This window comes from Geothrix limicola (assembly GCF_030268085.1).
In the GTDB taxonomy this organism is placed as follows: domain Bacteria; phylum Acidobacteriota; class Holophagae; order Holophagales; family Holophagaceae; genus Geothrix; species Geothrix limicola.
On record NZ_BSDE01000007.1, the window covers coordinates 143,595 to 164,337 of the forward strand.

A 20,743-nucleotide genomic window follows, 5' to 3' on the forward strand; every position below is an offset into this window, starting at 1 on the left:
CCGGCGCCGGTCTCAGTCTCCCAGGACCATCTGAATCAGCCCACGGAGTTCCTTGATCTGATAGGGCTTCTGCATGAAGGCCGCCGGACCCTGCCCCGACAGGGTCCGGAGGGAATCCCGCTCCGTGAAGCCGCTGCTCAGCACCACGGGCACCGAGGGATCCAGGTCGTACATGGCCTGGAAGGCCTCGCGCCCATCCATGCGCGGCATGGTGAGGTCCATGAGCACCAGGTCCGGGCGGGGATCGGCCTCTTTGAATATCTGCAGGGCCTCCAGGCCGTCCCCGGCCGTGAGGACCTCCAGCCCGAGGGTTTCCAGGGCGGCCCCGATGGTCTGGAGGATGAGGTCCTCGTCGTCCACCAGGAGGATTCGGCCGTGGATGGGGTGCGAAAGCACCGTGTCGAGGGCGGGGGTGGAACTGGCGGGGCGCTCGCTCGTGGCGGGGAAGCAGAGGCGGAAGGTGCTGCCCCGGCCCACCTGGCTGCGGATGTGCAGACCGGTGCTGTGCCCCCGCAGGATGCCGAGCATGGCCGACAGGCCGAGGCCGCGCCCCGTCGACTTGGTGGTGAAGAAGGGGTCGAAGATGCGGCCCATCACCTCCGGGGACATGCCGATCCCGGTATCGGTGACTTCCAGCAGGACGAAGCGCCCCGGTGCCAGGCCCTCCGGGCGGTAGTTCGAGCGGAGTTCATGCTCGTCGAGCTCGGCCGTGGAGGTGCTGAGGTGGATGATGCCCTCCTGATCCCCGATGGCGTCGGAGGCGTTGGTCACGAGGTTCATGACCACCTGCTGGATCTGGGCGGCGTCCGCCTGGATGGCCGGCAGTTCGGCCGCCAGGTCGAAGCGCAGGCGGATCTTCTTGGAGATGGAGACCTCCAGGAGGTGGGTGACCTCGCAGACCACCTCGTTGAGATCCTGGGGCTTCACGACGAAGTGGCCGCGCCCGGAATAGGCCAGCATCTGCTTGGTGAGTTCGGTGGCCCGCAGCACCGTGGCTTCCATCTTGGCCAGGTAGGGCAGGGCCGACGAATGCTCGGGCAGGTGCATCTGGGCGAGGTTCAGGTTGCCCATCACGACCGTCAGCAGGTTGTTGAAGTCGTGGGCGATGCCACCTGCGAGGATGCCCAGGCTCTCCAGCTTCTGGGACTGCCGGAGGGCGTCTTCGGCCTGCCGGCGCTCCGTGATGTCCAGCACGTAGCCCAGGTAATGGGAGGCTCGCGGGCCCGGACCCATCGCGGCGGAGAAATCGTAGAACCAGCGGTACTCGCCCGAAGCGGTCCTCAACCGGTACTGCTGTTCAAAGTGGGTCTGGCCCCGGGCCTCGACCTCGGCGGATTCCCGCAGCACCCGCTCCAGGTCATCCGGGTGGAAGAGGCTTTCGTAGGTGATTCGCCCTTCGGCCAGATCGCTGGCGCTGTAACCGAGGATGGACTGGACGTTGGGCGAGGCGTATTCCACGGGCCAGCCGGGATCCGTGCGCCACTTGAACACCATCACCGGACCGCCGATGAAGAGGCCGCGCTCGGCGGCCAGGGCCTCCTCCGCCCGCTTGCGGTCGCTGATGTCGCGGGTGATGGAAAGCAGGCAGGGGACGCCGTCGACCTCCATGGCTTTGCCCGACATCATGCCCGTGATGAGGCTGCCATCCTTGCGGCGGAACGCGACCTCCATCCCCGTGAATTCGCCGTCGGCCCTCAGCCGGTCCACGATCCGCTTCCGATCCTCGGGATCGGCCCAGATGTTCAAATCGAGGGCCGAACGCCCGAGGACCTCCTGCCGAGTCCAGCCGCTGATCTTTTCGAACCCATCGCTGACCTCCACGTACGTCCCGTCGTCGATCCGCGTGAGGTTGATGGCATCGGGACTGGCGTGGAAGGCGCGGGAGAATTTGTCCTCGCTGTAGCGGATGGCGGCTTCCGCGGCCTTGCGGTCGGTGATGTCGCGCGTGATGGTCAGCAGACAGGTTTCCCCGGCGACCTGGAGCAGGGTGCCGGACACGAGACCCGTTCGGATGGAGCCGTCCTTCATGCGGAAGTCCGCCTCCAGGCCCACGAAATGGCCCTCTGCCTTGAGGTGTTCCTGCATCTTGGCGCGATCTTCAAGGTGAACCCAGAGGTTCAGATCGAGGGTGGAGCGGCCCAGCGTCTCCTCCCGGCTCCACCCGCTCAGGCGCGTGTAGGCCGGGTTCACGTCCAAGTAGGTGCCGTCGAGCCGGTTGATGTTGATGGCGTCCGGGCTGGCTTCGAAGGTCTTAGAGAACTTCTCCTCGCTGGCGCGGAGAGCCTCTTCGGCGGCCTTCCGGGAGGAGATGTCCCGGGCATGGGTGAAGATGATGTCCCGCCCTTCCGTTCGGAGGAAATTGCTGCTGAGTTCGACCGGGAAACACGTGCCATCCTTGCGCCGGTGCTGGCTTTCCATGCGCCGGGTGCCCAGGCGGCTGACCTGCTCCCAGCGGGATGGCCACGTCGCGGGATCCACCGAGGGATCCACGTTCCACACGTGCAGGCGAAGGAGCTCCTCCCGGGTGTAACCCAGGGAGGTGCCGGCCGTCTGATTGACGAAGATGAAACGCCCCTCGGCGTTGATGCCGAAGACCGGATCGGCCGCGGCGTCCATGGCCGCGGTCAGGACGCGCTGCTCGGACTGGGCCCGGGTGCGGTCGATGGCCAGGGCCACTTGGGCGGAGACAAATGCCAGCAGATCGTGGTCGGCCATGTTGTACCGGTGGTCACCCGTGTAGCTCTGGACCACCAGGGCGCCGAACACGCCGGCATCATTGCGGAGCGGCACCCCCAGCCAATCCCGGGGGGGCGTGCCGTGCGGATCCACCTCGCCGGATTGCAGCAGACCGGCCAGGGTGTCGGGGCTGACCAGCAGCGGCCTGCCGCTGCGCAGGATGTACTCGGTCAGGTACCGCTTGGGCCTGCGGGGCTCCGGGACCGGGTCGAGCTGGTCGACCCAGTAGGGAAAGCTGATGGTGTCCGTGGACCGGTCCCAGAGGGCGATGTAGAGGTTCTCGGCGGGCATCAGGTCGCGGATGATGACGTGGGCGCGCTGGAAGAGTTCCTGGGTGTTCCTGGCCTCAAGGGCGGCTTCGGCGATGTGGTAGGTGGCCCGCTGTGTCTGTTCGGCCCGTTTCCGTTCGGAGATGTCCTGGGCCACGGCGATGACCACCTCCTGACCCAGGTAGGTGCCGGGGTACAGCCGGATCTCCTTGGGAAAGGGGGTGCCATCCCGTCGGAGGCCCCAATACTCGAGCTGCTGGGGCTCACCGTGGAGGGCCTGGTCGAAGGCGCGGCGGAAGCCTTCCGCATCGTTGCGGCCCGGCGCGGAGAGCACCTCGGGGGTCCGGCCGAGAAAGAAGGCCCGGGGATACCCGTACATCCGTGCCGCGCCTTCGTTCACATCGAGGAATCGCCCCTCCGCATCCTGGACGTAGATGGCTTCGGAGATGGCATCGAGCATGCCGTGCGTCGCGTCCAGCCGCGCCTGCAGTCCGTCGGCCCTCAGATCCGAGGGGTCGAGGGCTTGCCGGAGATCCCGGGGTGGGGACTGGAAGGTCATGCCTACACCATCGACTGGAACGGGGCAGGGGCCAAGTTTTTCGGTTCAGGACCAGCGGAAGCGCCGCACCGCCAGGAGGAAGGCCGCGAATCCCCAGGCCGCGACGATGGCCAGGCCCAGCCCGTGTCCCGCCAAGCCTGCGCCGTCGTTGAACACGGCCCGCAGGGCGCGCAGGAAGGGCGCGAGGGGCAGGAGGGCCACCGTGTGCTGCAGCCAGGCCGGTGCCGCATCCAGCGTGAAATAGACGCCGCTGAGGAGCATCAGGGGGAAGAAGACGAGGTTGGAGATGGCGGCGTAGCCCTCGGAGGTTTCCGCGAAGCCGCTCAGGGCGAAGCCGAAGGCCATGAAGCAGCCCGTGCCCAGGGTCATGATGAGTAGCAGGTGGGAGAACGATCCCTGGTTCTGGATGCCGAAGACCAGGCGCCCCACCAGGATGAGGATGGCGGCCTGCACGACCGTGATGGTGAGCCGGTGCAGCACCTGACCGAGCAGGAAGATCCACTTGGGCAGGGGTGTGACGGCGAGGCGGCGGAACTTCCCCTTTTCGCGGTAGGAGACGTTCACCATGCCCACGCTGAACAGGCCCATGCTGACGAGGTTGAGGCCCAGCAGGCCCGGCAGGAGGAAGGAGGCGTAGTTGGTGGAGCGCTTGTGGCCCGGCGATTCCACCTGGACGGGGATGCGCTGGGGTTCTGGGGCGCCGCTCATCCGCGCCTGGGCCATCAGCCAGGCCTGGTTCACCAGCCCCGCCGTGGCGCCGGCCTGGGCCATGAGGTAGCTGTTCAGACGCAGGCGGTAGCCCTCGCCATCGGGTTCGACCTGGGCCGCGGTTTCGCCGCGGGACCAGCGGGCTTCGGCCTCGGCTTTCGTGAGGGTCTGCACCTTTAGCTGCAAGTCCGTCAGGGCCTGGTCCAGGGCCGCGTCATGGGGGGATTGGACCGCGGATTGGACCCGCACCACGGACAGCTTGGGGCCGCCACCGTCGCGGAAGATCGTGCCGAAGCCCAGCAGGAGCAGCACCGGAAAGGCCATGGTCCAGAACATGGCCACTCGGTCGCGGGCGTAGAGCCGCCATTCCATGGAAAACTGTCTCCAGAGCATCATGGCTACTCCCTCAGGCTCCGGCCCGTGCGGTGCAGGAAGACATCCTCCAGGGTGGCCCGGCGGACGTGGACCTGCTGAAAGGGGACGACCGCGGCTTCGGCGGCCTCCAGCAGCCGCGGCAACAGCGTCTTGGGATCGGGCGTCGGGATTTCCCACAGATCCGCGCGCCGTTCCACGGCCTGGCCCAGGCGCGCGGCGAAGGCCGCGGGTTCCGGCGCCGCGCCTTCGAAGGTGAGCTCCACCACGCTGGGGATGGCCAGTTCGGAAATGAGCGAGGCGGGGGTTCCGGTGGCGATCACCTTGCCGTGGTCCATGATGGCCAGCCGGTCGCAGAGGGCCTCGGCCTCGTCCATGTAGTGGGTGGTTAGCACCACGGTGCGGCCCTCGCCCTTCATGCGCCGCACCACGTCCCAGAGGCTGCGCCGGGCCTGGGGATCCAGGCCGGTGGTGGGCTCATCGAGAAAGACCAGTTCGGGATCATTCACCAGGGCCATGGCGAGGGCCAGCCGCTGCTGCTGCCCGCCACTGAGGGTGACGTGGTAGGCGTCGGCCTTCTCCTCGAGCTGCACGAGGTCCAGCAGTTCCTGGGTGCCGCGGCGCTTCGGATAGTAGCTGCCGTAGAGGTCCAGGGCCTCCCGCGGCGTGATCTTGTTGAAGAGGCTGGTGCTCTGCAGCTGCACGCCGATGCGCGAGCGGATCTCCTGTCCCTGCTGCTCCCAGGTCAGGCCCAGGATCTCGATGCTCCCGGCATCCGCACTCGTGAGCCCTTCGATGATTTCGAGGGTTGTCGTCTTGCCGGCGCCGTTGGGGCCCAGCAGGCCGAAGACCTCGCCCCGGGCCACCTCCAGGTCCACGCCATCCACGGCGACGACCTTGGGGAAGGCCTTGCGGAGACCGCGGATACGGAGGGCTGGAGCGGGCATGGCCACCTCGGAACCTACCATCATGCCCGAGCCCGGGGCCGCGTGTCTGAACAGCGTGTCCCTGGCGCGCAGGCGGCCTGTCGGGGTTATTCCTTTCGCGCCGGGGTCTTGAGGTTGTCCAGGGTGGCCAGGACGCCGTCGAAGAGATGGGCGGGGGTCAGGGTGGATTCCTTCAGCTTGTAGAATCAGACAGGATTCCCGATAGGTTGAATCCAGCAATCAAGCTCGGATCAAACCGACCAGGTTTTCCATCCCGGATTCTGGAGTGCGATTCGTCGCCTCGCGTCGTCCCGCGCCGCGGGGCTGGCGTATCGTCCGGCCCAGCAGCTGCCGGAACCGCAGAGCAGGGGCTCGGCGCCGGTAGCATGCAAGGTTTCGCGCACCTCGGCCAGGGCCGGGCAGACGCGCAGCGCGGCGGCCGTCAGGTCGTTGCGCCAGGGGGGGGCGGCGCCCTCCGGTTGCGAGGCCAGGGGCTCGGGGGCGGGATAGCCCACGTCCTGCAGGGCCCGGTAGACGCTGGGCGTGCTCACGTGCAGGCCGGGATGCACGAGGAGGATCGGTTCCAGGGGCACCGGGCGAAGGGGGAACACGCGTTCACCGCGATCGAGCCCGAGCACCGTGCCTCCCAGGAGGAAGAGCGGGACGTCGCTGCCCAGGGTGGCGGCCATGCGCAGCAGATCCCCGTCGGCCAGACCGAGCTCGAAGAGCCGGTTGCCCAGGCGCAGGGCTGCCGCCGCGTCGCTGCTGCCGCCGCCCAGGCCCGCGCCGTGGGGGATGCGCTTGACCAGTTTCAAGGCGGCGGGGAGAGGGCGCTTCGCGGCCGCTTCAAGCAGGCGCCAGGCCCTGATCACCAGGTTGGTTTCGTCGGCAACCAGGCCTTCGCCCGTGGGGCCCGAGATGGCGAGGGACAGCGCCTGAGCCGGCGCTCCCTCCAGGGTATCCATGAGATCCGACACCCCATCGAGGACCGTCGTGACCAGCTCCAGCGCGTGGAAGCCATCGGCGCGCCGGCCCAGCACGGCGAGGAAACGGTTGAGTTTGGCGGGAGCCTGGATCGTCAGAACCATGTCTCCACGGTAGCGCAACGGGCCGCTAGGCTAGTCGGATGGTTCTGATTCTGCGCACGCTCTGGAAAGGCCTCAGCCTTCGGTTCCGACCACCCCTGGAGGCGCTGGCCACCTCGGTCCTCGTCTTCCGCGTCTGGCCCAACGACCTCGACGTGAACGTCCACATGAACAACGGGCGCTTCCTGAGCGTGATGGACTTGGGACGTTTCGACCTCACCTTCCGCACGGGGCTGGGTCGGGCCATGCTCCGGAACCGCTGGAAGCCGCTGGTGGGGGGCGTGTCCATGCGCTACCGCCGCAGCCTGGATCCCTTCGAGCGCTACGAACTGCACACGCGCCTGCTGGGCTGGGACGCCAAATGGTTCTACCTGGAGCAGCGCTTCCTGAAATGCGGCGGGGACCTGGCCGCCGAAGGCGTCGTCCGGGCCCTCTTCCGCGGGAGGGACGGCAATGTCCCGGTGGCCGAGGTGCTGGGCCAGGTGGGATTCTCTGGACCCCAGCCGGAACTGCCGGAATCCGTGCGACGCTGGGCGGAAAACTGAACCGGCATCTCTCACCTGAGGTCTCCATGGCCGCCATCCCTGCCACGTACCGGATTTCGCTGGACCCTGCGGAGCTCCAGTTCGACGTGATCCACGGTTTCCTGTCCCGCTGCTACTGGTCTCCGGGCATCCCCCGCGAGGTCGTCGAAAAGGCCGCCAGGCACAGCCTCTGCGTGGGCGCCTACGGGCCCGAAGGCGCCCAGGTGGGCTTCGCGCGGCTGATCACGGACCACACGACCTTCGGTTACCTGGCCGATGTCTTCGTGCTGGAGGAACACCGGGGCCTCGGTCTCTCCGCCGCCATGGTCCGCGCGCTCATGGACCTCCCCGAGGTGGCGGGCATGCGCCGCCTCATGCTGGCCACCCGCGACGCCCACGGCCTCTACGCGAAGCTCGGCTGGGCCCAGGTGACCGACCCCACGCCCCTCATGCAGATCCGGCGCGAAGGCCTCTACCAGCCAGGGCCGACTCCCCCGGAAGAGAGGCGTTGAGACCCTCCCGGCCGGATTCCCTACTTGGTGGCCGCTTCCCGCACGTTGGTCTTCAGCAGGGCGTCGGGACCGATGCCGAGATACCCCGTGCCACTGAGATCCTTCACCCTGCCTGAAATGAGATCTTCGTACCAGTTCATCCAGGGGAAGGCGTAGCCGTAGGACTGCGCCGCGTGGATTACGAGCCCACCGCCTAGGCTGGCGCTGGGCAGGCTGCAGCCCTTGCTCTGGTAGAAGGATTCGCCGACAGTGTGGAGCCACTCATGGATCCAGACGCCGGGATCGTTGGCCATGTAGTTGTTGATCACCGTCTGGAGATCGGATTGGGCATCCATCTTCACGGTGATGTAGCCCGTCTTCTGGGTGGCCAGCTGGGTGGGATCCGTCCAGGCCAGGCCGAAGTAGTTGCTCTTGAAGCTGCAGGTCCCCTGGCTTTCCCGCCAGAAGACGAAGACCGCGTCGTAGACGCCGGGTTGGACCTGGGGAAGCAGGGGCATCATGGTCGTGGGTTCGAGCGTGTAGCCGATGCTGCCGTAGGTGAGGGACACGGGGTTCACGACATCGACCCGCGTGATGTCCCACTTCATGGTGCCGTAGGAGTAGGGTTCGAAGTGGTGCGCGACGCTCCAGGTGAAGAAGTTGTACCCGGCGTCCAGTTCGGCCGTCGTGAATCCGGTGGTGCACTGGCCCGCGGTGGTCGTGCCCGTGGCGCTGGCAATGCCGACCCACAGGGCCTTCCAGGTCCTGGGCGCCTGCAGGTCCGCCGTCGCGTCCAGCGTGAGCTGGACATCCTTGTCCACCACGTCGACGGAGTGCCGCAGGTAGGTTCGGGAGGTGGCCAGGGCCACGCCGACCTGATGGGAGCCGGCCGTGACGGCCAGTTTCGCGGGAGTAAGCTGGCCCGTGTACTTGCCATCAAGGTAGACGTAGCCCTGCTCGGGCGCACTGACGCTGAGGCTCAGGCTGCCGCTGCCATTGCCGCTGCTGTTGTTGCCTGAAACGCTTGGCGCATGGCCGCTCGACGCGCAGGCTAAGACCACGGCAAGGCTCAGGCAGCCCAGAACGAAGAACAGTGGTCCGGCCTGTTTCAGGCCCCTCCTCGTGATCGTGCTCATGCGCTCCTCCGAAGGCCGACGCGTGCCTTGATGGTTGTGCATGTAATATATCAGATTTTGTGAAAAAGTTTCCCGGACCCTGTCTTCTTCCGGAAGCAGTGCTACAGGCCGTCCTCTAATTCGAATTCAGGATCGGGGATGCTGAGGATCTCGGGGCCGTTGCGGGTGATGGCGATGTCGTGCTCGAACTGGGCGGAGAGGCCGCCGTCGCGGGTTCGCACCGTCCAGCCGTCGGGCTCCACCAGGCACTTGTGGCTGCCGGTGTTGAGGATGGGCTCGATGGTGATGGTCATGCCGGGCTCCATGCGGAAACCGGTGCCGGGCTTCTGCTCGGCGAAGACCACCTGCGGATCCTCGTGCAGGTCACGGCCCAGGCCGTGGCCGATGTATTCGCGCACGACGGAGTAGCCGCGCTCCTCGGCGAAGTTCTGGACCGCCGTGGCCATGTCGCCCAGGCGCAGGCCCGGCCGGCAGTGCTCGATGCCCACGTACATGGCGAGCTGGGCGGTCTGGATGAGCATGCGGGCCTCATCCGTGATCTTGCCCACGCCCACCGTGAGGCAGGTGTCGCCGTGGAAACCGTCGAGCTTGGCCCCGCAGTCGATGGCGATGATGTCGCCTTCCTGAAGCACGTACTTGGTGGGGATGCCGTGCACCACTTTGTCATTCACGGAGGTGCAGAGGGTGCCGGGAAAGCCGTGGTAGCCCTTGAAGCTAGGGGTGGCCCCGTGCTGGCGGATGTAGGCCTCGGCAATCTTGTCCAGCTCCAGCAGGCTCACGCCAGGCCGTGCGGCCCGGGCGGCGATGCGCAGGGCATTGGCCGCCAGGCGGCAGGACTCCCGCAGCTTGTCGATCTCCTTGCGGCTCTTGTATCGAATCTGTTCGCGGATCAGGACCATGCCCCCCTCGAAACCTAGTCTAACGGGTAGAATGTGGGCATGGCGCGATCATCCACAATCCTGGTGATGACATTTATCCTGGCGGGCTTCGGAGCCGGGTGCGGAAAGGTGCCGTCCAGGCCCCGTTCGGTGCCCGCGGACGCCGAGTGGGGCGGGGAGGGCAAGACCGGCGTGTTCCTGAGGGTCCAGAGCCACCAGGGCACGTTGTGGCAGATGGAGGTCTGGGATCGCAAAGGCCAGCGGTTGGGTGCGGGGGCCTTCCGGCTCCGGGGCTTCGCCAAGGCCAAGATCGTTCCCGAGGAAGTGTTGGCCTGGGAGAACGGCGCCCTGCACCTGAAGGACGGCACCTGGCTGGTGCCGGAAGCTCCCGCGAACCCTTCCGCGAGCCCCACTTCGAGTCGCTGATGCCCTACAGCCGGGAGGAGAAGGACTGGCTGGAACGTGAATGGGCGTTCCGGGCCTGGGGGCGGGCCGGCCTGCTGAGCACCGAGGACTACCGGCAGGTGCTGGCCTGGGAGGCCGACGGCGTGCCCATGGACCTGGTGGTTTCGGCCCTCAACGCCTTTTTCGACCGGCGCGAGAAGCGCGACAAGCCCCGCACCTTCGTGGCCCTGAAGCACCTCGACCGGGACGTGGCCAAGGCCGTGAAGCTGCGGGAATCCATCCTGCGCGCGGGACCCGCCCTGGACGCGGGCAAGGGCTGGCAGCAGGTGAAGGCGCCCCTGCGGGAGGATCCCGCCGCCCGTTCAGCCTATGAGGAGTGGCAGCGCCTGCGGGCGTCGGCCCCCTCGCCCGAATCCGCGGGCTACCTCGCCCATCACGACCAGATTCGGGAGGTGCGCGCGAGCCTGCTGGGCCTGGCCGAGGCCGCCCTCGGCCTCCAGGCGGAGGCACTTCGGAAGGACCTGCACCAGCGCCTCGAAGCTTCGGATATGAAAGAAGGCAGCCTCGTGTGGAAACGGGCCTGGAACCATCATTGGGCGCGCCTCGTGGCCTCCGCCTGGGCCCTGCCCCTGGAGGATGCGTGAACCCCGAGGCCCGCTGGTCCCAGGAGCTGGAGACGCCGACGGCGGGCTTCTTCGAGGCCTTCGCGGCCCGGATCGCAGAGCCCGACGGCGTGCGGGACGCGGTGCGGGAGGCGGTGAAAGCCCTGGTGCCGCGCATCGACTGGGAGGCCTACCAGCCCCACGTGCCCCATGGCATTCTTGGCCTTCGGGCGGTGTTCCGGCTGCGACCCCTGCTGGAAACGCGGAGCTTCCACCGGGCCCTCGGCATCCAACTGCACATGGCGGCCCACGAGGGGCGCCGGTCCGCCCAAGCGGCCGCCCAGGTGGCTTCCGCGAAGGGCAGTGGTCAGTGGCGCAACCTGGAATCGTTCATCGAATCCCGCCGGCCCGGCCTGGCCTATGCGGAGGCCCAAGGCTTCGAGCTGCCTGAGCCCGCCGACTTCCAGCGCTTGGGGCGGCGCGTGGACACGGACATGGCCAACGTGGGCCACAAGGCCGTGTTGGTCTCCGACCTGGGTGATCTACACGAGCAGCTGGAGCGGCCCAAGGCGACCGGCCGGCGGCTCTTCGGGCTGGCGGCCTGGGTGGCGGCCACGCCAGAGGACAGCTTTTGGGCCCGCCGCGCGGCCAAGCGCCTGGGGGAGAACCAGGTCGCGCTGACGTGGACGGGAATGGATCCGGACGCGACGGCCCTCGATCCCTGGGTGCGGGAGATCTGCGATCTGGGCCTGGTGGCCCTGCTGGATCGCTTCACCGAGCGGATCCGCTTCGGCCAAGAGGCCTTGGATGCGCTTACGGCGCTGGTGCTGGCGGCCTGCGAAAAACAGTTGGACGCCCGGCGCGACCTGGAAGGCAAGACGGCCTGGTCCTTCGTCTACCTGGCCAACCTCGCCCGCACCCGTCCCACGGATCCCCGCATCTGGTGCCAGGCCGCAGCCCTGGTGAACCTCTTCCCCACCGACGAGGCCGAGGAACGCATTCGCCCCGCGGCTCTCGCTGAGCCCACTTGCGAAGGTCTGCTGGAAGCCGTGCTGGACGCAGAGCCGGGGCCGGCCATGGGCCAGGCCCTGGGGCTTGTGCGTTCGGGGATGGGCGATGAGGCGCTCGCGGCCCTGGCCGAGGCCGCCACGCGCAATGATCCCTCCTTCAATCACGCCCACCAGCTGCTGGCCGTGGCGGCCGTGGCCGATCTGATGCCGCACCTGCCCGCCTTCGCAAGAGAGGCGCTGCTCGTGGCCCTGGCCAAGAACCTCGCGAACAGTCAGGGCAGCGGGGATCTGGGCCGCCTGGCGGACCGCGCCCTGAGTGCTTTGGAGGCGCCTTGAGTCGCACCTTCGCGTTCCTTCGTGCCATCAACGTGGGCGGCCACACCGTGACCATGGCCCGGCTACGGGAGCTGTTCGAAGACCTGGGACTGCGGAACGCTGAGACCTTCATCGCCAGCGGGAATGTCATCTTCGAGGGCGCCAAGGGCACGGAGGCGGCCCTGCAACGGCGCATCGAGACGCATCTGCAGGCTTCGCTGGGCTATGAGGTGGCCACCTTTCTGAGGACCGAGCGGGAATTGGCCGCACTGGTGAAGGCCTGTCCATTCAGCGAGGCCGAGGTGGCTTCCGCCAAGGCGCTGAACGTGGCGCTGCTGCACGCGCCGCTGCCTCCGGAGGCCGAGGCGCGGCTGCAGACGCTCCGTACGGAGGTGGACGCCTTCCGCGCGGTGGGACGCGAGGTCTGGTGGTTGTGCCGGATGAAGCAGAGTGAATCCACCTTTTCGAACGCGGTTTTCGAAAGGGCCACGAAGGTGCAGGCGACCTTCCGCGGTTTCAATTCCCTGCAGCGCCTGGCGGCGAAGCATCTGAAACCTTGACCCGCGCCACCGTGCCTACAACAATCGCGAAACTGAGGTGGGCATGGGAAAGAACAGGCTGGAAGCCTTCAGTGACGGAGTGCTCGCAATCATCCTCACCATCATGGTGCTGGAACTGAAGGTGCCCCACGGCGACTCTTTCGCGGCTCTACGAACTCTATTACCGACCTTCGTGAGCTACGCGCTGAGCTTCATCTACATCGCCATCTACTGGAACAACCACCACCACATGCTGCATGCCGTGAAGAAGGTGAACGGGCCCATCCTCTGGGCCAACACGCACCTGCTGTTCTGGCTGTCGCTGGTGCCCTTCGCCACGGCCTGGATGGGCGAGAACCACTTCTCGGCGGGGCCCGTGGCGCTCTACGGATGCGTGCTGCTCATGGCCGGGCTGGCCTACTACCTGTTGAGCCAGTGCCTGATCCATTTCCACGGCGAGGGCTCCCTGCTTGGCGCCGCCGTGGGCAGCGACCTGAAGGGCAAGCTCTCCGTCGTGATCTACGCCATCGCGATCCTGCTCTCCTTCTTCAATCGCTGGGCGGGTTTCGGGCTTTACTGGATGGTGGCCCTGATGTGGCTTGTCCCCGACCGGCGCATCGAGCGGACGCTGGCGGGCCGCGTCCCCGGTGAGGATCAGCACCCCCTTTGACAACGCGGCCTCACGCTCAAAAGCGGCAGGTGAGGCTCGCGGCGAAGGAGGCGTCGTCCGTGTTCTCGTGGTGGGTGATGTTGTTGATGTAGCGGAAGGTCAGGGTGGAGCGCCGATCCAGGTGCACGTGCAGGCCCAGGTCGTGCTGGAGGCTGCCCTCGTGCAGCTTCGCGAAGGGCCGTGGCGTGCTGAATCCGCTCAGGAAGTAGAGCTGGACGAAAGGCTGGACGGCGGATTGCCTGCGTCCTTGCCAGGTGAGGTGGGCCCCCAGATCCGACGTGTAGTCCAGGTGGTTGTAGGCCGCGTTGCCGGAACCCCGGTGGGTGTAGGCGGCACCGGCATAGAGGGTCTGGGTGGTACCGAGGTCCCACCATCCGCTCAGGCCGCCCTCCAGGTCCCACCCGGCGCGGTACGAGCCATAGGTGGTGACCAGGGGGGGCTTCACGGTGAAGGTGGCGCTCAGGCCTGTGGACGCTCCCTGGTGGATCTGATGGACCAGCCCGATCAGGGGGTCCTGGAGGTGCGTTGCCTGGGATCCTTCCCGAACGAAGTCGAGGTGTCCGTAGCGGATGGTGGCGACGACGGCCTGGTTGCGGGCCACCTCTGTCCGGCCCCACTGATCGAAACCGAGGGACTTGTGGAAGGCTTCGATGGGCGCGTCCAGGTCGCCGCCGCCGTGGCGTTCCACCGGCAGATCGATCCAGAGGTCGGTTCGCTCCGTGAGGCCGCGCCGAACCCGGAGGGTCGTCCGGGCGATCTCTTCGTCGAAATAAAAGACGAAGGGCGCCGCGGGGTACTGGGCGGCCAGGGCCTCCAGGGCGCGGCGGTCCATGATGACGCGCCCCTGGAACCAGGCCGGGGGGTGTTCCTTGATCAGGTCCGAGAACTCGAACACATTGGCGCGCACGTGGGTCAGGGACACCTGCCAGTTCCCGGCGCCGATGGGGCGCGGGGCCGTCGGCTGGTAGGTCATCGGCGCCTGAAGCAGGGTGAACATGTTGCGGGTGGGCAGGGGGCCCATTTCGGGATAGGCGGGGTCCTGGGCCTGGAGGGACAGGCCGAGGGCCAGCGCGAGAACGGCGCGCATGGAAGGCTCCTGGGGGGCCGCGGGTGGACGCATCCACCCCTACCGGACGAAATCCGGGCGGCGCTTGGTGACGGTGACGAAAAAGGAAGTAGAGAGGGGGATTAAAACCAGGACTCGGTTTTTGTGGCCCGAGTCCGCGACGAATGAATTCGAGGGGCCACCAGGACAGGGGACCTTCTTCGATGGGGGTGGGTGAGCCCAAGGGCTCTCGGCGGGTCGGCCATGGGGTCGGCAAAGCTTGTCAGCCAGCTTCGGCCGCCCGGGAGGGATAGAACCCTGAGCACCCAACGGCCCAGGCGCGTGATCCAGATCGGACTGGGGTTTTGAACGGGGCTCATGGGGACTCCGGCGGCTTTCTCAAAGGAAGCTTGTTTCCTGGTGACAGCAATCTTGGTTCCGTGGCTTCCCCTTGTCAAGCGACTTTCTTTGGGATAGCTTTGGGGTGCCCACGGTGGGCCCCGGACGACCCATGGACGCGCGTGAAACCGCCAGTTGCCAGCTATTCAGGATGGCCATCGACCTGCTGGCCAAGCCCTGGACCGGCCGCATCCTGTGGATCCTCCAGGATGGGCCGCTCCGGTTCAACGAACTGGCCGCCCAAGTGGATGGCATCGGCGAGAAGGTGCTGTCGGCCCGCCTGAAGGAATTGGAGTGCCAGGGCCTGCTGGTGCGCCGCGTGTTGCCCACCACGCCGGTGAAGGTGGAATACGAACTCACCTGCAAGGGGCGGGGGTTCCGCCAGGTGGTGGAGGCCGTCACCCGCTGGGGCGAGCAGATCTCCCTGCCGCCGGCCTAATCCCCGCATCTAGGCCCGGTAGTTGGGCATCGCCTTTCCCTTGGCGCATTCGAAGATGAGGCTCGTTTGGATGTGGGCTACCTCGGAGCGGGTGGTGAAGGCGTCGAGGGCCAGATCCCGCAGGTGGTGGGCGTCGCGCACCGCCACGTGCACCTGAAAATCATGGGTGCCCGCCACGTGGAAGACGGCCAGCACCTCGGGCAGCCCCATGACGTGCTTCCAGAAGGCCTTCACCTGGGCCCGGCTGTGCTGGCGCAGCTGAACGGCGATGAGGGCCTGGAGGCCCACGCCCAGGGCCTGCGGATCGACTTCAGCGTGGGCCCCCTTCAGCACGCCCTCCGTTCGAAGGCGCTGCACCCGGGCCAGGCAGGAGGAGGGCGCCAGACCCACGGCGGCGGCGAGTTCCTTGTTGGATAACCGAGCATCATTCTGCAAAAGCTCGATAAGGGCGCAGTCGATTCGGTCGAGTTCCATGTTTTTCATTGTTTCACGAAATGAATTCGGCCGGACACCGAATTGAACGAACCTACATTGGAGGGACAGGAGCTCATCATGACCCACTTGTCCCCTTCCTTGGCGCTTGAAACCCAGGCGGTGCATGCCGGTCGTGAGGTCCTCCATGAGCAGGGTATCCATGCCATGCCCATCGATCTCAGCAGCACCTATCCCGTCCAGGATCTGGATGAGGGCGGCCGCAGCCTCGAGGCCATGGCCATGGGCGGCCTGCCCATCGGAAGCCCGGTGTACGCCCGCCTCTACAACCCCACCGTGGCCCGCTACGAGCAGGCGCTGGCGCAGCTCGAGGGCGCCGAGGAATGCGTGGCCTTCGGTTCCGGCATGGCCGCGGTGACCGCCAGCCTCATGGCCGCCAAGCAGCGCGGCAACCACATCGTGGCCGTGCGCCCCCTCTACGGTGGCACGGATCACCTGCTGGCCTCCGGCATGCTGGGTTTGGAAGTGACCTGGGCCGAGGCTGACGGCATCGCCGCGGCCATCCGCCCCGACACCGCCATGGTCATCGTGGAAACCCCGGCCAACCCGACGCTCGCCCTGCTGGATCTGGAAGACGTCGTCCGCCAGGCCGGCAAGGTGCCCGTGCTGGTGGACAACACCTTCGCCACGCCGATCCTGCAGAACCCCATCAAGCTGGGCGCGACCCTGGTCCTCCACAGCGCCACGAAGTTCCTCGGCGGCCACGGCGACGTGCTCGCGGGCCTGGTGGCCACCAACAACGACTGGGCCACGGAGCTGCGCAAGGTCCGCGTCATCACGGGCAACGTGCTGCATCCGCTCGCGGCCTACCTGCTGCACCGCAGCCTGCCCACCCTGCCCCTGCGCGTGCGCGCCCAGCAGGCGGGCGCCCAGGTGTTGGCCGAACGCCTCGCCAAGCACCCCGCCGTGTCCGCGGTGCACTTCCCGGGTCTGCAGGGCCAGGATCCCAAGGGCCTCATCGGAGGCCAGATGAAGGGCCCCGGCTCCCTGATGGCCTTCGAACTGAAGGGTGGTTTCGAAGCCGCCACGACGGTGATGTCCGAAGTGAAGCTCATGACGCCCGCCGTGTCCCTGGGCAGCGTGGACACGCTGATCCAGCATCCCGCGGCCCTCACCCACCGCGTGGTGAACCCCGAGGCCCGCGAGCACACCGGCATCTCCCAGTCGCTCATGCGGCTGTCCGTGGGCCTCGAGAACCCCGAGGACCTCTGGGCCGATCTGGAACAGGCCCTCGTCAAGGCCATGGCCCGCAGCGTCGCCCAGGTCTAGCTTTCCCTGATCCCGCCTTCGGGGCCGCCCTGGCATGGGGCGGCCCCGATCATTTCTATGCCAGGAAAGGGGGACCGCCCAGGTGAGGCCTGAGCAGAGCCCAGGCCTCACGTCTGGGTTCGTCCGAGCTAGGCTGAAGCATGTCGCTCGCGCCGCTTCCCCTCTCGTCCAAGGTCACGGTCCTCCGCGGCCTGGGGCCGGCGCGGGCGGCGGCGCTGCAGGAGGCGGGCCTCGATACGCTGCGGGATCTGCTGTGGGATCTGCCCTACCGCTATGTGGATCGCGGCAGCCTGAGAACCCTCGACAGCCTGGATCTGCGCGGCTTCGAATCGCCCGAAGTGGGCCTCGTGACGGTGCTCGGCACCATCCAGGATCTGCGCCAGAGCACCACCCACGTCCAGCGCATGGCCCTCACGGAGGCGCTCCTGGTCGACGGTACCGGCAGCCTGCGCCTGATCTGGTTCAATCAGCCCTACCTGGGGCGCACCTTGAAGGTGGGGGACCGCCTGCTGGTGTTCGGCACCCTCGCCATGGGCCGCCATGGCCTGGAGATGCGAGGCCCCCAGTTCGAGATCATGGACCGCGGTGGAGACATCGGCCACCGCGACAGCGGCCTGGGCTGGGTGCGCCGCTACCTGCCGCTCTACCGCCGCCTGGGCCCGCTCACGGGACGTGTGAGGCAGAAGCTGGTGACCGAGGCCTTGGGCCGGGCCCACATCACCGAGGATTGGCTGCCCCTCGAGCTTGGGAGGGATCTGCCGGACACCCTGACGGCCCTGCGGCTTTTGCACGAGCCTCCGGACGACAGTGAGGCCCTGGCACTGGAAGAGGGATCGACGCCGGCCCACCGGCGCCTGGCCTCCGAAGAACTCTTCGCGTTCTCCCTGGGGGTGGCCCTGCGTCGGGCAGGGCGACTGAAGCGCCGGGGTCTCGTGGTGGAGACCTCGCCCGAACTGCGTGAACGCCTGAGATCCTTTCTGCCTTTTCCCATGACCGGCGCGCAGCGCCGGTCCTTCAAGGAGATCGTGGAGGACCTGACCTCGGGCCGGGTGATGAACCGCCTGCTCCAGGGCGACGTGGGCAGCGGCAAGACGCTCGTGGCGCTGTTGTCCCTGGCCATGGTGGCCGAAACGGGCGGCCAGGGCGCACTGCTGGTGCCCACGGAGGTGCTGGCCCGTCAGCACGCCGCCAGCTTCCGCCGCTACCTGGGCGATCAGGCGACCTCCATGCAGCTGTTGCTTGGAGGTATGAAGGCCGCGGAGAAGCGGGCGGCCCTGGCCCGCATCGCCAGCGGCGAGGCCCGTTACGTGGTGGGCACCCACGCGCTGTTCCAGGAGGCCGTGGCCTTCCACAAGCTCCAGCTGGTGGTGGTGGACGAACAGCATCGGTTCGGCGTCAAGCAGCGCGAATCGTTGAAGGAGAAGGGTGGCGATCCGCACTGGCTGGTGATGAGCGCCACACCCATCCCCCGCTCGCTGGCGCTGGCCGTGTTCGGTGACCTGGATCAGAGCGTGCTGGATGAGCTGCCGCCCGGTCGCCAACCCATCAGCACCAAGCTGTTCAAACCCGACTCCGCCGAACGGGCCTGGGAACTCATGCGGCGCGAACTGGCCGAAGGCCGCCAGGCCTTCGTCGTGAGCCCGAGCATCGATCCTTCCGATGAAGGGAAGGTGCAGCTGCGAGACATCCAGGCCATGGAAGCGCTGCTGCAGGCCATCTTTCCCGACGAGCGCATCGAGGTGGTGCACGGTCGCCTGAAGGCCGATGACATGGGGACCCGCATGGCGCGCTTCGTTGCGGGCGAGGCGAAGATCCTCCTGGCCACCACGGTGATCGAAGTGGGCGTCGATGTTCCCAACGCCACCGTGATGGTGGTGGATCACGCCGAGCGGTTCGGCCTCAGCCAGCTCCACCAGTTGCGGGGCCGGGTGGGCCGCGGCGCCCACCGGAGCCATTTCCTGATGATCAGCGGATCGGAGAACGAGCGCCTGCAGACATTGGTGGAGACCCAGGACGGCTTCCGCATCGCCCAGCGCGATCTGGAGCTGCGGGGGCCCGGCGAATTCTTCGGTGTGAAGCAGGCCGGGCTGCCCCGCTTTCAGGTGGCCGACCTCGTGCGGGATCGCAGCCTGCTGCTGCGCTGCCGCGAGGCCGCCGACCGGGTGCTGGCCCTGGGGCTCAGCGAGGCCCAGGCCGAATGGCTGCGCCGGGAGCAGGCCCGCCTGAAACTGGCCGAGATCAGCTGAGCGCGGGGCCTAGGCCCGCCTGCCGCGGTGCTCCTGCAGGGTGAAGAAGGCCAGGAGTGACTGCAGGTGGGTCGCATGTTGGCCCATCTCAGAGGCCGTGGCGGCAAGTTCCTCGGATGCAGAGGCGTTCTCCTGGGTCGCCTGGCTCAGCTGGCTCATGGCGCCGTTGATCTGGGCCACGCCGGTGCTCTGCTCGCTGGAGGCCGAGGTGATCTCCTGCACCAGGTCCGACGTCTTCCGGATGGTCGGCACCATCTCGTCCAGAAGGTGCCCGGCCTGCTCGGCCATGGTGACGCTGGATCCCGCCAGATGGCTGATCTCCGCCGCCGAAGCCTGGGATCGCTCGGCCAGCTTGCGCACCTCGGCGGCCACCACGGCGAAGCCCTTGCCGTGTTCACCCGCATTGGCGGCCTCGATGGTGGCGTTGAGGGAAAGCAGGTTGGTCTGGTAGGCGATGTCGTCGATGAGTCCGATCTTGCTGGCGATCTTCTTCATCGCGTCGACGGTGTCCTTGACCACCGTGCCGCCTTCGATGGCGGCTTCGGCCGAATGGCTCGCCATGGTGTCAGTGACCTTGGCGTTCTCGGTGTTCTGCGCGATGGAGGCCGACATCTCGTCGATGGAAGCCGCGGTCTCTTCTACGCTCGCGGCCTGCTCGCAGGTGGCCTGGGAGAGGGACTGGGCGGTGGCGTTCACCTGCTGGGCCACCGAGGCGATGTGGTTCGCCGCCGTGTCGAAGTCGGTCACGATGCTCGTGAGGTTGCCGGCCATGATGTTGACGGCGTGGCGCGTGCGGCCGATGACGGAACCCGTGTCCACCGAGGCGTCGAAGGCCAGGTTGCCCGAGGCCACGGCCTGGCAGGCGAGGCCGATCTCCTCGAGGGGGCGGAAGACCTTGGCCCGGAGGGCCCACCAGACCCAGCCGTCCAGAACCAGTCCCAGCGCGGCGATCAAAAGGAGTAAGGCGTTGGCCTGGGGAGGCGTCGAGGTCATCAGGAAGTACGCGAGGCCCAGGATGGACAGGCCCACGAGCAGGCAGGCCGCGGAAATCCCCGCCTCCACGCCGAGATTCCGGATCGCGTCCGGCCAGCCGCGCCAACCCGTGCGGACGATGCGGCCCGCCTTCACGGCATATCCCTGCCCGCGGCCCCCGCGGAGCAGCCTGTAGACCCGCTCGGCCTCCTGGATCTTGGCGCGCGGGGCTTTCATGCGCAGCGACATGTAGCCGACGATGCGACCGTTCTCCCAGATGGGGTTCGCGTTCGCATCCACCCAGTAGTAGTCGCCGTTCTTGCAGCGGTTCTTGACCATGCCCCGCCAGGCTTTGCCCGCCTGGAGGGTGCGCCAGAGGTCGGCGAAGGCTGCGGGCGGCATGTCGGGATGGCGCACGATGTTGTGGGGAGCGCCCATCAGCTCCTCGTGCGTGAATCCGCTGATTTCGAGGAAGGGCTGGTTCACATAGGTGATCAGGCCCTTCGTGTCAGTCTTCGAGACGATGTACTGTCCGTCGCGAAGCTGGATTTCGACGTTGGTAACCGGTTGATTGATGCGCATGCCCATCCCCTTTCCCAGGGTTGTGCGAATGGCGGCGTGTCGTTATACGCCTCAACGGTTGTTTATGCAAATGT

At 67.2% G+C, this 20,743-nt stretch carries 19 protein-coding genes; 10 read left to right on the forward strand and 9 right to left on the reverse strand.

The window, feature by feature from the left end; all coding sequences use genetic code 11:
- Positions 1 to 12: 12 nt before the first annotated feature.
- The 4 genes from QSJ34_RS16050 to ispE form a co-directional block, all read right to left on the reverse strand.
- Entirely contained in the window at positions 13 to 3,564 is a 3,552-nt protein-coding gene (locus tag QSJ34_RS16050) for a PAS domain S-box protein (RefSeq protein WP_285577137.1), read from the reverse strand.
- A gap of 45 nt (positions 3,565 to 3,609) precedes the next feature.
- Complete coding sequence (locus QSJ34_RS16055) at positions 3,610 to 4,668, reverse strand: ABC transporter permease (protein ID WP_285577139.1); 1,059 nt, start codon at positions 4,666 to 4,668, stop codon at positions 3,610 to 3,612.
- 2 nt (positions 4,669 to 4,670) lie between these two features.
- A complete protein-coding gene (locus QSJ34_RS16060; protein ID WP_285577141.1) occupies positions 4,671 to 5,591 on the reverse strand; it encodes an ABC transporter ATP-binding protein in 921 nt (306 codons plus the stop codon).
- A 230-nt stretch (positions 5,592 to 5,821) separates the two neighbouring features.
- A complete protein-coding gene (gene ispE, locus QSJ34_RS16065; RefSeq protein WP_285577143.1) occupies positions 5,822 to 6,658 on the reverse strand; it encodes a 4-(cytidine 5'-diphospho)-2-C-methyl-D-erythritol kinase in 837 nt (278 codons plus the stop codon).
- 38 nt (positions 6,659 to 6,696) lie between these two features.
- On the opposite strand from ispE, the gene QSJ34_RS16070 reads away from it, so the two are divergent.
- A complete protein-coding gene (locus QSJ34_RS16070; RefSeq protein WP_285577144.1) occupies positions 6,697 to 7,200 on the forward strand; it encodes a thioesterase family protein in 504 nt (167 codons plus the stop codon).
- A gap of 26 nt (positions 7,201 to 7,226) precedes the next feature.
- Positions 7,227 to 7,691 (forward strand): GNAT family N-acetyltransferase, encoded by a 465-nt coding sequence (locus QSJ34_RS16075; RefSeq protein WP_285577145.1) that lies wholly within the window; start codon positions 7,227 to 7,229, stop codon positions 7,689 to 7,691.
- Positions 7,692 to 7,711: 20 nt separating this feature from the next.
- On the opposite strand, the gene QSJ34_RS16080 is transcribed toward QSJ34_RS16075, so the two are convergent.
- Together QSJ34_RS16080 and map are read right to left on the reverse strand one after the other, a co-directional pair.
- A complete protein-coding gene (locus QSJ34_RS16080) occupies positions 7,712 to 8,806 on the reverse strand; it encodes a PEGA domain-containing protein (protein WP_285577146.1) in 1,095 nt (364 codons plus the stop codon).
- A 101-nt stretch (positions 8,807 to 8,907) separates the two neighbouring features.
- Complete coding sequence (gene map, locus QSJ34_RS16085) at positions 8,908 to 9,705, reverse strand: type I methionyl aminopeptidase (protein WP_285577148.1); 798 nt, start codon at positions 9,703 to 9,705, stop codon at positions 8,908 to 8,910.
- Positions 9,706 to 9,813: 108 nt separating this feature from the next.
- Here map and QSJ34_RS16090 point away from each other — a divergent pair, with 108 nt between their 5' ends.
- Genes QSJ34_RS16090 through QSJ34_RS16110 form a run of 5 tightly spaced genes read left to right on the forward strand, consistent with a single transcriptional unit; the run spans position 9,814 to position 13,225 of the window.
- The gene (locus QSJ34_RS16090) at positions 9,814 to 10,110 is read left to right on the forward strand and encodes a hypothetical protein (protein WP_285577150.1); all 297 of its coding nucleotides are present in this window, start codon (positions 9,814 to 9,816) and stop codon (positions 10,108 to 10,110) included.
- A complete protein-coding gene (locus QSJ34_RS16095) occupies positions 10,110 to 10,733 on the forward strand; it encodes a hypothetical protein (protein WP_285577152.1) in 624 nt (207 codons plus the stop codon). Before QSJ34_RS16090 ends, QSJ34_RS16095 begins: the two co-directional genes overlap by 1 nt.
- Entirely contained in the window at positions 10,730 to 12,037 is a 1,308-nt protein-coding gene (locus QSJ34_RS16100) for a hypothetical protein (protein WP_285577155.1), read from the forward strand. The genes QSJ34_RS16095 and QSJ34_RS16100 overlap by 4 nt, the downstream gene beginning before the upstream one ends.
- Positions 12,034 to 12,576 carry a DUF1697 domain-containing protein gene (locus tag QSJ34_RS16105; RefSeq protein WP_285577157.1) on the forward strand — a complete coding sequence of 181 codons (543 nt, stop codon included), beginning with the start codon at positions 12,034 to 12,036 and terminating at the stop codon, positions 12,574 to 12,576. Before QSJ34_RS16100 ends, QSJ34_RS16105 begins: the two co-directional genes overlap by 4 nt.
- 43 nt (positions 12,577 to 12,619) lie before the next feature.
- Positions 12,620 to 13,225, forward strand: a complete 606-nt coding sequence (locus QSJ34_RS16110) for a TMEM175 family protein (RefSeq protein WP_285577158.1) — start codon at positions 12,620 to 12,622, stop codon at positions 13,223 to 13,225.
- Between the two features lie 16 nt (positions 13,226 to 13,241).
- Here QSJ34_RS16110 and QSJ34_RS16115 read toward each other — a convergent pair whose 3' ends face one another.
- Complete coding sequence (locus tag QSJ34_RS16115) at positions 13,242 to 14,312, reverse strand: DUF3187 family protein (RefSeq protein ID WP_285577160.1); 1,071 nt, start codon at positions 14,310 to 14,312, stop codon at positions 13,242 to 13,244.
- A gap of 469 nt (positions 14,313 to 14,781) precedes the next feature.
- On the opposite strand from QSJ34_RS16115, the gene QSJ34_RS16120 reads away from it, so the two are divergent.
- Positions 14,782 to 15,108, forward strand: a complete 327-nt coding sequence (locus QSJ34_RS16120) for a winged helix-turn-helix transcriptional regulator (RefSeq protein ID WP_285577161.1) — start codon at positions 14,782 to 14,784, stop codon at positions 15,106 to 15,108.
- 9 nt (positions 15,109 to 15,117) lie between these two features.
- Here QSJ34_RS16120 and QSJ34_RS16125 read toward each other — a convergent pair whose 3' ends face one another.
- Positions 15,118 to 15,582: an Lrp/AsnC family transcriptional regulator gene (locus QSJ34_RS16125; RefSeq protein WP_285577163.1), complete on the reverse strand. Its 465-nt coding sequence runs from the start codon at positions 15,580 to 15,582 to the stop codon at positions 15,118 to 15,120.
- 78 nt (positions 15,583 to 15,660) lie between these two features.
- Between QSJ34_RS16125 and QSJ34_RS16130 the strand changes: the two genes are divergently transcribed.
- A complete protein-coding gene (locus QSJ34_RS16130) occupies positions 15,661 to 16,869 on the forward strand; it encodes a trans-sulfuration enzyme family protein (RefSeq protein ID WP_285577165.1) in 1,209 nt (402 codons plus the stop codon).
- 140 nt (positions 16,870 to 17,009) lie between these two features.
- Positions 17,010 to 19,115 carry an ATP-dependent DNA helicase RecG gene (recG, locus tag QSJ34_RS16135; protein ID WP_285577167.1) on the forward strand — a complete coding sequence of 702 codons (2,106 nt, stop codon included), beginning with the start codon at positions 17,010 to 17,012 and terminating at the stop codon, positions 19,113 to 19,115.
- Positions 19,116 to 19,124: 9 nt separating this feature from the next.
- Here recG and QSJ34_RS16140 read toward each other — a convergent pair whose 3' ends face one another.
- Complete coding sequence (locus tag QSJ34_RS16140; RefSeq protein ID WP_285577169.1) at positions 19,125 to 20,669, reverse strand: methyl-accepting chemotaxis protein; 1,545 nt, start codon at positions 20,667 to 20,669, stop codon at positions 19,125 to 19,127.
- Between the last annotated feature and the right edge of the window lie 74 nt (positions 20,670 to 20,743).

Excerpts from the sequence above, each read along its gene's own strand:
- QSJ34_RS16140 (WP_285577169.1), bottom strand. The coding sequence starts at position 20,669 with ATGCGCATCAATCAACCGGTTACCAACGTCGAAATCCAGCTTCGCGAC.
- QSJ34_RS16075 (WP_285577145.1), top strand. The coding sequence starts at position 7,227 with ATGGCCGCCATCCCTGCCACGTACCGGATTTCGCTGGACCCTGCGGAG.
- QSJ34_RS16120 (WP_285577161.1), top strand. The coding sequence starts at position 14,782 with ATGGACGCGCGTGAAACCGCCAGTTGCCAGCTATTCAGGATGGCCATC.
- QSJ34_RS16070 (WP_285577144.1), top strand. The coding sequence starts at position 6,697 with ATGGTTCTGATTCTGCGCACGCTCTGGAAAGGCCTCAGCCTTCGGTTC.
- QSJ34_RS16055 (WP_285577139.1), bottom strand. The coding sequence starts at position 4,668 with ATGATGCTCTGGAGACAGTTTTCCATGGAATGGCGGCTCTACGCCCGC.
- ispE (WP_285577143.1), bottom strand. The coding sequence starts at position 6,658 with ATGGTTCTGACGATCCAGGCTCCCGCCAAACTCAACCGTTTCCTCGCC.
- QSJ34_RS16080 (WP_285577146.1), bottom strand. The coding sequence starts at position 8,806 with ATGAGCACGATCACGAGGAGGGGCCTGAAACAGGCCGGACCACTGTTC.
- map (WP_285577148.1), bottom strand. The coding sequence starts at position 9,705 with ATGGTCCTGATCCGCGAACAGATTCGATACAAGAGCCGCAAGGAGATC.
- recG (WP_285577167.1), top strand. The coding sequence starts at position 17,010 with ATGTCGCTCGCGCCGCTTCCCCTCTCGTCCAAGGTCACGGTCCTCCGC.
- QSJ34_RS16130 (WP_285577165.1), top strand. The coding sequence starts at position 15,661 with ATGACCCACTTGTCCCCTTCCTTGGCGCTTGAAACCCAGGCGGTGCAT.
- QSJ34_RS16095 (WP_285577152.1), top strand. The coding sequence starts at position 10,110 with ATGCCCTACAGCCGGGAGGAGAAGGACTGGCTGGAACGTGAATGGGCG.
- QSJ34_RS16110 (WP_285577158.1), top strand. The coding sequence starts at position 12,620 with ATGGGAAAGAACAGGCTGGAAGCCTTCAGTGACGGAGTGCTCGCAATC.
- QSJ34_RS16115 (WP_285577160.1), bottom strand. The coding sequence starts at position 14,312 with ATGCGCGCCGTTCTCGCGCTGGCCCTCGGCCTGTCCCTCCAGGCCCAG.
- QSJ34_RS16060 (WP_285577141.1), bottom strand. The coding sequence starts at position 5,591 with ATGCCCGCTCCAGCCCTCCGTATCCGCGGTCTCCGCAAGGCCTTCCCC.
- QSJ34_RS16125 (WP_285577163.1), bottom strand. The coding sequence starts at position 15,582 with ATGGAACTCGACCGAATCGACTGCGCCCTTATCGAGCTTTTGCAGAAT.
- QSJ34_RS16050 (WP_285577137.1), bottom strand. The coding sequence starts at position 3,564 with ATGACCTTCCAGTCCCCACCCCGGGATCTCCGGCAAGCCCTCGACCCC.